The following is a 12,836-nucleotide window of genomic DNA, read 5'->3' as shown; positions in this document are numbered from 1 at the left end:
TCTGATTCATCGCCCGGGTTGTCCCTTCCCGCGTCCGCCAGACGCATTACGGAGTCGTCATGCATATTGAAGAAACACTGAGACTTGATTTTAAAGACGTGTTGATCCGTCCCAAGCGCTCTACCCTTACATCCCGCGCCCAGGTTGATTTAAACCGGGAATTCGTCTTTCACCATTCCGGCAAAACCTACAACGGCATTCCGATTATCGCTGCCAACATGGATTCCACCGGCACGATAGAAATGGCGCGGGCACTGGAAGGCCATCAGTTATCAGTCGCCCTGCACAAGCACTACGACGAGGACACACTGGTCAGCTATTTCTCGACGCTGGAAAAAAAATCGACCGCGTTTTATTCGATGGGCATTACACAAGCTGACTTTGAAAAATTTTCAGCTGTCATGGCTCGCGCAAAAAATGCGATTGAATACGTCTGCATCGATGTGGCGAATGGCTATACCGAAGGTTTCATTAATTTCGTTAAAAAGGTACGCGCCACCTACCCTCATCTGACCATCATGGCGGGCAATGTGGTGACAGGTGATATCACCGAAGAATTAATCCTTGCCGGCGCTGATATTGTTAAAGTGGGCATAGGCCCAGGCTCCGTTTGCACCACCCGTAAAATGACAGGTGTTGGTTATCCGCAACTATCGGCGATTATCGAATGTGCCGATGCCGCACATGGTCTGGGTGGGCAAATTTGTGCCGATGGCGGCTGCGTTGTTCCCGGTGATCTGGCAAAAGCGTTCGGCGGTGGCGCCGATTTCATCATGTTGGGAGGCATGCTGGCCGGTCACGATGAATGCAGCGGCGATCTGGTCGAGCGGGACGGCCAGCAATTTAAACGCTTCTACGGCATGAGCAGTCGCGCTGCGATGGACAAATATGCGGGCGGCGTTGCGAAATATCGTGCATCGGAAGGAAAAGAAGTATTGATTCCCTACCGGGGTCCGGTGGAGGCCAGCCTGCAGGATATCCTTGGCGGCGTACGCTCTGCCTGCACCTATGTCGGCGCACATAAACTCAAAGAGCTGACTAAACGCACCACCTTTATCCGTGTCACTCAGCAACTCAACGAAGTATTCGGTAAATCCTGATACCTGCCTCACCTTCTCTTGCCACGCAACACTGCAAGGCAAGAGAAGTGTCATCCACGCTGATTTATAGCGCACAACTGCAACAATTCAGCACTAATCAAGTGCATAACACCCGTACCCGTTGGTGACGGTTACCGGTAAACATCCTGTTCAAGTCTGGAAACAGCCTGATTTTTTAAAAGATATCCGCTGGCACAATTCCTGCTGTGATTTTTTTCAAAACAATAGTGACATTGAAAGAAGTCATCACAAAAATATTGCTATAGAAATTATTCCATGTCAGGATAGGAATATATCTTTTATACAATTAACTTCCAATTGAACTGAATTTTCTTTTGCGAAAAATATAAAAAGCCGGGTGATATCGGCACAAAGCACTAAAAGATATTGATGCAGCAACCGATTTGTATAGGGAGAAATATGAATAAGGTAGTTCAACAACCAGCGCATAAACGCCGCACGTCTGCGTTCGCCATACTTTGTACCGGTGTATTGATTACGGCGTGTTCCAAGACACCGCCACCAGAAGAACCGCCCAAGGAAACCGCTGCCTCCGCCGCCTCAGGCGAAATGCCGACAGGTCTGGTCAAAAATCCCGTCAATCACGGGCATGTCGCAGACGTAACAAAATGGATGGATCAGGCATCCAATAAAACGGCGGCACAAATCGCGCAGGAAGAAAAACTGCTGAAAGAAGCCAAGGAAAAAGAAAAAGAGAAGCAGGCACTGGAAGCAAAACGTGCGCAGGAAAGTAAAACACCGCCAGCTAAACCTTCACCTGTTGCACGGGAAGTCTTGGCCGCCGCCTCCACCCCGGCTCCCGCGCCGGCACCTGTGGTGACGAAACCGGTAGAAGCAGCCCCGGTTGTCGCTGCCGCCCCGGCTCCGGTTGTTGCAAAAGCAGCAGAGCCAGAGCGCATCGTATTAAAACTGCTGAACAGTGTTCAACCGAAATACCCTGCAAGTGCGGCACGTGCAGGCGTGACTGAAGGTGTGGTCAGCGCCAAAATTCATGTCGAACCGGATGGCAAAGTGTCACAGGTGGAGATTTTGAAAGCCCGCCCGCCCAGGCATTTTGATAAAGAAGTCATTGCTACAGTGATGCAGTGGAAATACGCGCCGATATCGAGAGCGCAGACAACGGTCACCGAGTTTAATTTCAAAATAGACTAGGCCTCTGCACGGCAAATATGCCGCTCCGCTAAACCGCTCTGCTAAATATTAAAAAGCCCTGATCGCTTCGCGCTGATCAGGGCTTTTTGATGTTGGATGATAAAGATGGATTATTGCTTGTGATTACTGCTTGCTGACCAGACCCAGTTCAGGACCAGACATCAGTTTTTCAATATCCAGCAAAATAATCATACGGTCATCAATGTCGCCCAGACCAACCAGATAATCTGAGGAAAACGTTGTCCCCATATCTGGCGGCGGTTTGATTGCCGAGGCTGGCAAGGTCACAACGTCAGACACACTGTCAACGATCATTCCTATGACATGCCCGTCGATGTTGAGCACGATCACCACAGTCGAAGCGTCAAACGTCGCCTCTCCTGTCGCGAAACGCAAACGCATGTCTATCACGGGGACAATGACGCCGCGTAAATTCATTACGCCTTTCAGGTATTCCGGCGCATTGGCAATCCGCGTCAGTGCTTCAAAATTACGAATTTCCTGGGTCAGTAAAATCGGAATACCGTATTCCTCGGAGCCCAGTCGAAAAGCAAGAAATTCCTGATCTTTCTGGATCGCCTGACGATCATCAGAATCTGCTTTTGTTGCGCTAAGTTCAGCAACGCTCATTGTTCTGTTCCTTAAAAAAAATTTAAAACAAAAGACGCAAAGGTGTTTATCTGCCTGCGTTCTGATGAGATTAAATTCAGATGAGTTTAAGACGATGTGATGTATCGCCGCACACCACTCTCGTCAAAATATTTCCTTAAGGCACTAATTTTACTTGATTTATGCATGCTCAAGCGGCTTTTAACTTATTTTTCAAGCTGCGCTAATTGACGCAGAACATGCGCTGCCGCCATTAAACCGAACGATGCCGTCACCACTACAGAAGAGCCGAAACCAGCGCAGTTCAGGCCGCTTATACCATTGGTGCTGCCAGCGCTGTCAGTACTGCTGGCATCAACCTCACACGCCTCGGCCGTTTCCGGCATCGTCAATGCTTCCATAGAAAACACCGCGTCGATACCGAATTTACTTTTTGTTCCACGTGGAAAACCGTGATTCTGTCGTAAGCGCTTGCGCACCAGCGCCAGCAAGGGCTCCTGCTCGGTACGCGATAAATCACGAATTTCTATCTTGCCGGGATCAGTCTGTCCGCCGGCTGCGCCTATCGTGATCAAAGGAATCGCGTGCTGACGACAATAAGCGATCAAGGCCGTTTTTGCCTTAACGTTGTCAATTGCATCAATCACATAATCAAAACCATGCTGTCCCAGCATCGCATCAAGGTTGTCCGGCGTCACAAAATCTTCAACCTCAGTCACCTGACAAAAAGGATTGATTAAGGCTATCCGCTCCGCTAAGGCGGTCACTTTGGCTTTCCCCAGAGTGTCACTGGTCGCCTGTATCTGGCGATTAACATTGGATTCGGCAACGTTATCGAGATCGATCATCGTGATACGCCCGATAGCACTGCGGGCAAGCGCTTCCACAACCCATGAACCGACACCGCCGACGCCGATCACGCAGACGTGAGCGGTCGTAAAACGTGTCAGGGCATTACTGCCATATAGTCGTGCGATACCGCCAAAACGACGATCAAAATCAATGTCAGAATCTTGTTGCATAATAAGAAGAAATTTAAATTCAGGCGCCATTTTACAAGACCACGGTTGATGTGTCGCAAGCAGGTCTACAATGGGTATTGCATAATGATGATCAACATCTCCAGAAGGAGTCTGCATGAACAACTTATTTGACAGTGCGCCGGGCTTTGATCAGCCACTCGCCGTTCTTAAACATTGCCACGACCGTATCCGCAAGCAACTTGCAACGATGGATAAACTGGTAGTGCATCTGAATGATGTTGGTATTGATGAAAATGCGCAGCAAGCGGCGAAAGCTGTTTTGCGGTACTTCAATAAAGCAGCGCCTCTGCATCATGAAGATGAAGAAATTGATTTACTGCCAGAGTTGCAAGCGACCGCCACCGGTGAGGATGCGAGTCTGTTGGCCGTATTACTGACAGACATCTTGCAGCAGCATCAGCAAATGGCAGCGCAGTGGAAAGTACTGGGCGCTCAGTTGCAGGCAATTGAAGATGGCACAGGAACTGATTTATCGGCTGCAGAGGTTGAGGATTTTGCAGCACTGTATGCCAAACATATGCAAATTGAAGAAGGCCAGATCGCACCGATGGCGCAGCGTTTATTCAGTGCTGCACAAATGCAGAAATTAGGTGCGGCGATGCAGGCGCGCCGGGGCATCAGCGCCTAGCGCCAGAACCCGGACTGTGCCGCCATAACGTCAGCCGTAATTACAGACAACCCCATTTTGTTTTTAAAGGAATCGTATGTCTATCGCCCATCTCCGCAAGGATTATCAACAAGCCAGCCTGACCGAATCAGACGTCGCCGCTGATCCGATTGAACAGTTTGGCATCTGGTTTGATCAGGCATTAAAAGCGGATGCTGCCGAAGCAAACGCCATGAGCTTATCCACTGTCAATGATGACGGACGTCCAACGTCGCGCATCGTGCTGATCAAGGAATTTGATCAACGTGGTTTTTGCTGGTTCACCAATTACGACAGTGCGAAAGGTAAGGATCTGACAGCTAATCCCTACGCGGCCTTGTTATTTTTCTGGTCTGCTCTGGAACGTCAGGTTCGCATTGAAGGTCGCATAGAAAAAGTGTCTTCCGAAGAAAACGATGCGTATTTTTATAGTCGCCCATTAGGTAGCCGCCAGAGCGCCAATGCATCAGCCCAGAGCCAGACGATTGCCAATCGCGATCTGCTGGAACAGCAGTTAGCCAGCGTTGTCGGTACATTTGGCGACCAGCCACCGCGCCCAGAACATTGGGGCGGTTACCGTCTGGTACCGGAAAAAATCGAATTCTGGCAAGGCCGCAGTTCGCGTCTGCATGATCGTATCGTCTACACCCGTAATGCAGATGGCAGATGGAGTATAGGTCGCTTGCAGCCTTAATCAGCTCTCTCGCTTTCTGCTGCGCCGTCTTATATGGCGCGTACAAATCCCCCGTTGCTATTTGCCTGGCCGGGGGATTTTCTTTATCTCGCGCCGGCATTCAAAAACCCGTGGACTGCGGCGTCAGATCACGTCATCAAGTCATCACACTGCACTGTTATGCTGAATGATCGTTTCCGATCAGTTCAAATTCATGCGAAAAAAAATCTTGTTGCTCAGCGTTTCTGCGGGGAGCGGGCATAAACGGGCCGCAGAAGCGCTGCTCGCCTGTGCCTTGGCAGGCGACGAAGAAGCGGAAATACGCCATCTGGATGTGATGGATTTTGTTACCGCCGGATTTCGCAAGATTTATACCGATTTTTATATCCGACTGGTCAACCGCGCTCCTCTGCTATGGGGCTATCTGTATCACGCAAGTAATAGCGCGCAAGCCAACGGCTTCCTCGAAAAACTACGCCGTGGCGTGGAAAGACTGAATGCCCGTCCGCTGAAAAAAATGCTGACCGGATTTCAGCCTGATGCGATTATCTGCACACATTTCCTGCCGGCAGAAATGCTGTCGCACCTGATACGAAAATCGGAACTCAGCTGCCCGGTGTGGGTACAAGTCACCGATTTCGACTTACACCGCATGTGGGTGTATGACAATATGGCAGGCTATTTCGCCGCTAATGCCGAAGTCGCTGAACGCATGCGCCAGAATGGCATTCCTGCGCAAAAAATACATGTCACCGGCATTCCTGTGATGCCTGGCTTCACGCAACGGCATGATCGCCGCAGCTGTGCCGCGGAGTATGGACTGGACCCGCACAAACCAACGGTTTTGCTGATGGGCGGCGGTGCCGGTGTCGGCGATCTCGACAAACTGGCTGCGCACTTATTGCGCTTAGAGACGCCATTTCAACTGATAACACTGGCAGGAAATAACACGCAGATGCTACATAAAATGCAGGCGCTGGCACAGCATTATCCTGGCAAGCTGCTGCCACTCGGATTCAGTAACAAGGTTGAACGTCTGATGGCTTGTGCGGATCTGGTCATTACCAAACCTGGTGGTCTTACCACCTCGGAATGTCTTGCCAGTGGCGTGGCGATGATCGTGACATCACCGATTCCCGGACAGGAAGAAAGGAATGCCGACTTCTTACTCGAACAAGGTGTCGCACTGAAAGCCCACGACCATATCAGCCTTGCCTACCGTCTGAATGTACTACTCAGCCAGCCCGAAAAATTACATGAGATGCGCCGCAAAGCGCTCGCCTTAGGTAAGCCACATGCTGCAGCCGATGTCTTAACACAAGTATTCGGATGGCAAGAGGCAAACACAATGCAAACAGCAAGCTAACGCTGAGCAATCAAGCAACAACTCCCGGACCAGCACGTCATTCACACTTACTTCAAGCGTATGAATTCATCTTTCAAAAACTTATTTTTAACCCTGTTATGGGTCTTTGTGCTGGCTGTATTTTTTGCGCAGGTGGAAATTCAGATCGAAGGTGCGAATGGCTGGGGCGGTAGTCTGCCAACCTGGCGCATAAAAAACCATTGGTTGCTTGATTTGTTCTGGGGTGGTCGCGCCATGACCGGCTATCACGCCTGGGTATTTCCGTTTATCGCCATCTTTTTCCATTTTCCCATCATCTGGATGTCGCAATGGAGCTGGAAAATACAAGCGCGCATAGCCGCCTGTATTATCATTTTCTGGATCACGGAAGATTGCCTGTGGTTCGTGATGAATCCCGCCTATGGCATCAGCAGCTTTAACCCCGTGCTGGTTCCCTGGCATCGCCACTGGCTATGGGGAACACCCATAGATTACTGGATAGGCGGAGTAGTCGCCATCCTGTTGCTTTGCTATTCCTACAAAAAAGAAAAAGTCCGCTGAGGCAGAAAAACTACGTCAGCGGTACAGCGTCTTTCTGCCTCAGTCACCTGCGCTGTAGGCTTTTTTAGGATCCTCGCTGACGTCCGCCACCGATGCTGTCGACGTCACGGCAACCGGTGTATTCTGCGTTTTTTCGGGAATTTTAAAACCCGCATAAGTGCCGGCGCTCATGCCCATTAAGGTCAGAATATTGCCGTCAAATTCAGGCATACTGACATGCTGTACAACATACAAAATGAACAGGACGCCAAACAACAGATTGAACACCAGCATCTGAAAACGGTACAAAGCCAACCCCTGAGCATCACTCAGAATATCGCTCCAGAATCCCTGACTCTCGCTATTAACCGGTGGCTTGGTCGCATCCACACTGGCGGCGGCAAAATACGTGGCACTTCCGATACCAAGCAAGCCCAGCGCCTGACTAGAGAAGGTCGGGATTCCCTCCCCGACCAGCCACAACCACATATAAGAAGCAAAGACGATAAAAAACCACCATGCCATCTGCACCCGCGACAGGCTGAAACTCCGACTACGTACGGCGAGATCGGTGACATCCCGCAATAAACCCGAATCACGCCCAAGGCGCAACAATGCAAAGCCGACACCCAGAATAAAGCCGAAGCCCAGCAACAGATAAGCAGGACGCAATACCTGCAGGCGCAACATTCCGCTCACCAGCACACCACCGCCAACAGCGGTGTTCAAGGTCAGACTGTAAGGCAGATCACGCCGAAAGCCGTGTTTTGCATCTTTCCATGGGGAGCCGACCAGCAACTCGCGCATGGCGCCGAGATCGCTGCCATCGAGCTGCGGCATAAAAAATTGCAACCCATATCCGGTCGCAGCCGGATTGCAATCCATCGGTTTCAGCGGAGTCAGTTCCCCCTGTATGCGTAATTCCACTTCGGCATACTGATCGCTGCTCAACTGCTCACAAATACCGGGAGTGGAAATCACGAAACGATGATTGAGTTCAACGGCAACAATCTCGGTCGAACGCACAGTGTCAGCGGCGGTGGCTGGCAGGCCACAGAAAAAAAGGACAGCAACAAAACATCGTTGCAACGTAGAAAACAGAAAAGACAGTGTATTCATCGTTTTCTCCTCAGGCTGCTTGCGCAGGTGGTGCGGGTGGTGCGGTTGGTACAAGCGGGTCGGCTTGCGACACCACCGGCGTCAGAAATAAATCCCGTTCAGCGGCACGACGTTTGACCAGTCCCGGTAAGGGTTTGCCATCCGCCATGACCCAGCGCCCGAACTGATCTGCAGCACCGGCACGATTATTCGCATTGAGCATCTTCAGCAGCGTTGAACTGCGCAAATTTCCGATGCCGAGATTGAAGGTAAAGCTGGTCAGCGCGCCGAATTCATTGTCATTCAGGGACACCAGCACTACCGACGACACATCGCGCCCTGCATTCATCAGATCCGTATGCAACAAGGCTTCGGCCTGAGCGAGCGTAATGCCACCGGGATACAGGCTTTGCACCTGCGCCTTATCTGCAGCCCCTTTCAGGAAGCGCCCCTGATAGGTGATCGCATGGCCCCATCCTATAGTCCAGATACCAACCGGATCCAGATAAGGATCAATATTGTCTGTTGTGGGATTACCATCCGGTATCCCTTCGTATTGTTTGACCAGGTTTACCGTCGCCTGATTCACATCGCGCAGTGCCATTGCAGCCTCCAGAACAGAATACATCGGTGCGGAGCCCTGATATCGATCCGTATCTATATAGCAGGACTGATGTCAACCGCCCCGGTGGTGTTGCCGCGTCTTACAGCACTTCGGTCTGCAGCGGCAAACGGCTACGAACGATAACCGGGAACAATTTTGCGTAAAACCTATGCAACAGGTTCTGGAAGAATAGTATCAAATAAATATGTTAATCAATTAATTTTTTAGCAAAAACCTGACGCGCTTTTGCCACTTTAGGCGCAACCACGAAAGCGCAATAGCCTTGCTCAGGATGCTGGCGATAGTAATTCTGGTGGTAGTCTTCGGCGATATAAAACATCGGTGCCATCGTGATTTCCGTCACGATCGGAGCATCCCATACCGCGGCCATCGCCGCGACCACTTCATGCGCACTTTTTTTCTGTTGTTCGCCATGATAAAAAATAGCGGAACGATACTGCGTTCCGACATCGTTACCCTGACGATTCAGCGTGGTCGGATCGTGTATCGTAAAAAACACTTCCAGCAATTCACGATAAGAAACGAGAGCCGAGTCAAACGTCAACCGCACCACTTCTGCATGACCAGTCTGACCGGTGCAGATCTGCTCATAGCTGGGCTGATGCACACTGCCGCCGGTATAGCCGGACTCGACTTTCAGCACCCCGCGAATTTGTTGAAACACCGCTTCAGTGCACCAAAAACATCCGCCACCCAGGGTGGCAATCTCTGTGCTGGGATTCGTCATAGCATATTCCTGGTTACGTTAAACAAAGAGGGGCAGAACAAAAGCATTCTCTTTCGCAGACTACTGAATTTCTGACCATCGCTACATTTGCGGCCTTGTGTGAGTATATACAAGCATGAACGGCTTTACAGGTTTGCCCCCAGGCAGCTTAGGACATACCGTATGCAAAGCCGACGCTGTTGCAGTGGCGCTCAGCGTCTTGATCACAGAGGGTGGACGATCTTGTGTGCGCTTCGGAGCCGCTTACTGCGGAACAATGTTGCGTCAGCCTTATGTAATTAAAATTACAATTCATTACACGTTGTTTGTTCCTCTTGCGCTTAAAATTTGCGATCAATATTTTCTGGCAGGAGTGCTCACCATGCTTTATCAGGCCATCAGCAAACTCAGAGATCAGCTACGCACCGTATTCCATGTACGCCGTCAGCGCCTGCTGCCGCCGCCCGGCGCGAAACCGGCATTCGGCAGCACCATCACTCTCGACAGACTAAAGATGCAGCTGTTTTTGCCTATCGATTATGAACAATGGGAATGGCTGACTTTACGCGGCTGGCGCACGCTTGAATCCCGCCAGAACCGTCGGCGCTATTACCGGGTGCCGCGCTCCGCCGTTACGCGTCTGCTGCATGCCACGCCGGATGAGCGTGAATTTGTGCATCAGCGCATCGTCGAACACAAATACGATAAAAAAAGGCTGGAATAAGCAAGGGCAAACCGCGACTTCGCCGCAACAAGCCACAGCAAGTCACAACAAGTCACTACTGGCGCCAGCCACCAACGGCAAACGGGTTCGGCGGGCTTAGCGCAAGGAAAAACGCCTCATTGCGCTGCTATTTCTCCTATAAAAATACAAAAATTGGGGAGTATGTGCCAAAAATGCATAGATCTCTACATAAACAAAGGGCTTCAAAATATACTCCCCCCAGTATTATTTTGGCTCCAGGATCGATTCTGCGGCCATTTCAGCCGAGTTCCGGATTCTGCGACCGGCACCGGATAGCGTGAAAACCATCAATCATCGCCTCATTTCCCTGCTCCAAAATAGCTTTCAGACAATACTCAAGCCCCTTGCAAGCGGGTAAAATGCCGTATGCAAAATTTTAGTGACGACGCTCACGTCCAGACTGAGGAAGACCTCGCTCTGCAGACGTATTTCAAAACTGGTATTTCTCCCGACGACGTTTCCGCCGTTTTCCCCTTAAAGCGCGCCCAGCCTGTATTGCAGGCATTCACGGCGCTGTTTCATGGCGGCTTCAACGGCGTCTTGTTGCGTCTGCTGGTCTTGCGCGAGCTGACGGCGGATGTCGAAACACCGTCGCTGAGCCGTGCCGACATCAATGCCAAACTCGGTTATCTGGAACCGGATGCGCTCGAAACCGTACTGTCGCGCCTGCGTTCAACCGGCCTGCTGGTGTGGGATGCGAGCCAGTCGGTGTATCGCATCACGCCAACCGCGCGCAATGTGCTGGCCGCCATAGAATCGCTGCTGCATGTGGAAGAAAATAACGATCAGGCTGAGATGAGTTACATGCTGACGCAGGTCGCCGGTGCGCAAGCGGTTGGCGGTGTCTCGGTCGAACAACTGCATCATCTGCTGGGTCGTCTGATCGAGCTGACCGAAGAATTTTCAGATGCGATTGCGTCCGGCTCTGAATTCCAGTTACGCGCAGCGCAGCAGAAATGGCACACCGCCTGCGACTGGGTGGAAAAAGGCTCGCAAATCATACACGCCATTACCCATGATGAGCGGGCCGATGCGGCCACCCATCGTGCAGCGCAGGCCATCGGCCGCGCCCAGAGTGCGCTGCTGAATATGCAGGGCATGTTTTCACGTGCGCTGAACCAGATCGAACGGCAACGCGTGCATCTTGGTCAGTCGGGTTTATCAACGACCGACATCAAAACCTGGCTGCTGCAAAAAGACGACCTCGCCGCGCTCGCTGACGATGCGCTGGCGAACCCGGTCACGCCGCTGTTTATCACGCCATCTGAAATGATAGACGTGGCCGAAAGCGAATTGCTGAGCCATCGCGTATCTGCCGTCGCCGGTGCCTTGCCTGCCGGTGAAAATGCCGTCTCCATCGCCAATGACGACAGCGACGCGCTGCATGAACTCGACCACTGGCTCGCGCTGCTGAGCAAATCAGACCCGAGCGAAAAACCGATCGCGCTGCAAGATCTTTTACTGCCCGCCAGTTTTGCGATTGCCTCGTATCGGGCGTCGATGCTGCCTTTGCTGGGCGACGTTAATGAATCCGCATTGCAAGGCGCGACGGCGAATTTAGCGCGCTTGCCGCTGATTTTTCAGTCCAAAGACAAAATGCAAAAGGTGCAGGACGCTCATATCGCTGCACTTTCCGTCGCCAGCATCAGCGCTGCACCTGCTGCCACTATTCACACGATTTCCAGTGCCGACAATGCTGGTAAAAACGCCGGCACTGACGTTGGCAACGACGTAGCTAAAAACAGAGAAACACCATGACCGAAGATGCACAAATCCTGATTGCGCGCCTGCTCGCGCATCAAACCCTGCGCCGTGAAGACAAGCTGGTCAAACGCGCTTTATCCGATGAAATTTTTCGTACCGAACTCGATGCGAGGCTCAAATCCTGTGGCATGAAATTCGTTGATAACGTGTATGCCGATTACGTCACGCTGGCATTGACACGCGACAGCGAATCGAAAGTATTCGGCACCAAAGAAACCTGGCAGAACAATAATTTTGGTCTCGCCCGCGATGGCGTTGCGCTGTTAGTGGTGTTGTGGTCGCTGATTATTTTGCCGAAACGCGAACGCCAGGAAGCACATCAGCTCGCCGAAGAAGATCAGAACGATATGTTCGGCAAAGAGAAACCTTTGCCACGCGCCGAAGATACTTCGATCGGCATTTCATACCGTGCGCTGCTGGCCGATTTCGGCGACAAGCTGGGTAAAAAAACGCGTATGGATATGAACCTAGGCCAGCTTGCGCGCGTAGGCTTTATCGAACGCAAAGGCGATCTGATTCTCGAAGGCCCGCTGCTGGATCTGCTGATGGATACCGACACGCTGAAAGACCGCATCATCAATGGTGCACTGTCGGATATTTTCCAGATTCCTGCGGTACGCACGCCTGCGATTCTGACTCCAGCAAACGATGAACCGGATGCCGCGGAGACGACGACAAGTGATGACATCAGCGACGACACCAGAAATAACACCAGCGATGCCGATACCCAGGCAGACGCGCCCCTCAACACCGGAAAAGAATAAGACTT

At 51.5% G+C, this 12,836-nt stretch carries 14 protein-coding genes; 9 read left to right on the top strand and 5 right to left on the bottom strand.

What is annotated here, in order from left to right:
• Nucleotides 1-59 precede the first annotated feature (59 nt).
• Together H8K38_RS01260 and H8K38_RS01255 are read left to right on the top strand one after the other, a co-directional pair.
• Nucleotides 60-1,100, top strand: a complete 1,041-nt coding sequence (locus H8K38_RS01260; RefSeq protein ID WP_186882970.1) for a GMP reductase — start codon at nt 60-62, stop codon at nt 1,098-1,100.
• A gap of 420 nt (nt 1,101-1,520) precedes the next feature.
• Nucleotides 1,521-2,273 carry an energy transducer TonB gene (locus tag H8K38_RS01255; RefSeq protein ID WP_186882969.1) on the top strand — a complete coding sequence of 251 codons (753 nt, stop codon included), beginning with the start codon at nt 1,521-1,523 and terminating at the stop codon, nt 2,271-2,273.
• Nucleotides 2,274-2,396: 123 nt separating this feature from the next.
• Here the strand turns inward: H8K38_RS01255 and H8K38_RS01250 are convergent, their stop codons facing one another.
• Together H8K38_RS01250 and tcdA are read right to left on the bottom strand one after the other, a co-directional pair.
• Nucleotides 2,397-2,903: a chemotaxis protein CheW gene (locus tag H8K38_RS01250; RefSeq protein WP_186882968.1), complete on the bottom strand. Its 507-nt coding sequence runs from the start codon at nt 2,901-2,903 to the stop codon at nt 2,397-2,399.
• A 185-nt stretch (nt 2,904-3,088) separates the two neighbouring features.
• Nucleotides 3,089-3,904, bottom strand: a complete 816-nt coding sequence (gene tcdA / locus H8K38_RS01245; protein WP_186882967.1) for a tRNA cyclic N6-threonylcarbamoyladenosine(37) synthase TcdA — start codon at nt 3,902-3,904, stop codon at nt 3,089-3,091.
• A 115-nt stretch (nt 3,905-4,019) separates the two neighbouring features.
• On the opposite strand from tcdA, the gene H8K38_RS01240 reads away from it, so the two are divergent.
• From H8K38_RS01240 to H8K38_RS01225, 4 genes are all read left to right on the top strand, one after another.
• On the top strand, nt 4,020-4,553 hold the full coding sequence (locus tag H8K38_RS01240; RefSeq protein ID WP_186882966.1) for a hemerythrin domain-containing protein: 534 nt from the start codon (nt 4,020-4,022) through the stop codon (nt 4,551-4,553).
• 76 nt (nt 4,554-4,629) lie between these two features.
• Complete coding sequence (pdxH, locus tag H8K38_RS01235; protein ID WP_186882965.1) at nt 4,630-5,265, top strand: pyridoxamine 5'-phosphate oxidase; 636 nt, start codon at nt 4,630-4,632, stop codon at nt 5,263-5,265.
• A 193-nt stretch (nt 5,266-5,458) separates the two neighbouring features.
• Nucleotides 5,459-6,610 (top strand): glycosyltransferase, encoded by a 1,152-nt coding sequence (locus H8K38_RS01230; RefSeq protein WP_186882964.1) that lies wholly within the window; start codon nt 5,459-5,461, stop codon nt 6,608-6,610.
• A 60-nt stretch (nt 6,611-6,670) separates the two neighbouring features.
• Nucleotides 6,671-7,150, top strand: a complete 480-nt coding sequence (locus H8K38_RS01225) for a hypothetical protein (RefSeq protein WP_186882963.1) — start codon at nt 6,671-6,673, stop codon at nt 7,148-7,150.
• Nucleotides 7,151-7,189: 39 nt separating this feature from the next.
• Here H8K38_RS01225 and H8K38_RS01220 read toward each other — a convergent pair whose 3' ends face one another.
• The 3 genes from H8K38_RS01220 to msrA all read right to left on the bottom strand — a co-directional run bounded on the left by H8K38_RS01220 (nt 7,190) and on the right by msrA (nt 9,579).
• Entirely contained in the window at nt 7,190-8,248 is a 1,059-nt protein-coding gene (locus H8K38_RS01220; RefSeq protein WP_186882962.1) for a hypothetical protein, read from the bottom strand.
• A gap of 10 nt (nt 8,249-8,258) precedes the next feature.
• Nucleotides 8,259-8,831 carry a lysozyme gene (locus H8K38_RS01215; RefSeq protein ID WP_186882961.1) on the bottom strand — a complete coding sequence of 191 codons (573 nt, stop codon included), beginning with the start codon at nt 8,829-8,831 and terminating at the stop codon, nt 8,259-8,261.
• 208 nt (nt 8,832-9,039) lie between these two features.
• On the bottom strand, nt 9,040-9,579 hold the full coding sequence (gene msrA, locus H8K38_RS01210) for a peptide-methionine (S)-S-oxide reductase MsrA (protein ID WP_186882960.1): 540 nt from the start codon (nt 9,577-9,579) through the stop codon (nt 9,040-9,042).
• Nucleotides 9,580-9,940: 361 nt separating this feature from the next.
• Between msrA and H8K38_RS01205 the strand changes: the two genes are divergently transcribed.
• The 3 genes from H8K38_RS01205 (at nt 9,941) to H8K38_RS01195 (ending at nt 12,831) form a co-directional block, all read left to right on the top strand.
• Nucleotides 9,941-10,282, top strand: coding sequence for a hypothetical protein (locus tag H8K38_RS01205; RefSeq protein ID WP_186882959.1), 342 nt, complete (start codon nt 9,941-9,943; stop codon nt 10,280-10,282).
• 387 nt (nt 10,283-10,669) lie between these two features.
• Complete coding sequence (locus H8K38_RS01200) at nt 10,670-12,061, top strand: hypothetical protein (RefSeq protein WP_255422775.1); 1,392 nt, start codon at nt 10,670-10,672, stop codon at nt 12,059-12,061.
• Entirely contained in the window at nt 12,058-12,831 is a 774-nt protein-coding gene (locus H8K38_RS01195; protein WP_255422774.1) for a hypothetical protein, read from the top strand. Before H8K38_RS01200 ends, H8K38_RS01195 begins: the two co-directional genes overlap by 4 nt.
• Nucleotides 12,832-12,836 lie beyond the last annotated feature (5 nt).

The sequence above is a fragment of the Undibacterium sp. FT79W genome (genome assembly GCF_014284215.1).
GTDB classification, from domain to species: domain Bacteria; phylum Pseudomonadota; class Gammaproteobacteria; order Burkholderiales; family Burkholderiaceae_D; genus Undibacterium; species Undibacterium aquatile.
Note: the sequence above shows the minus strand (reverse complement) of the source record. Positions and strands in the feature narration are given on the sequence as shown.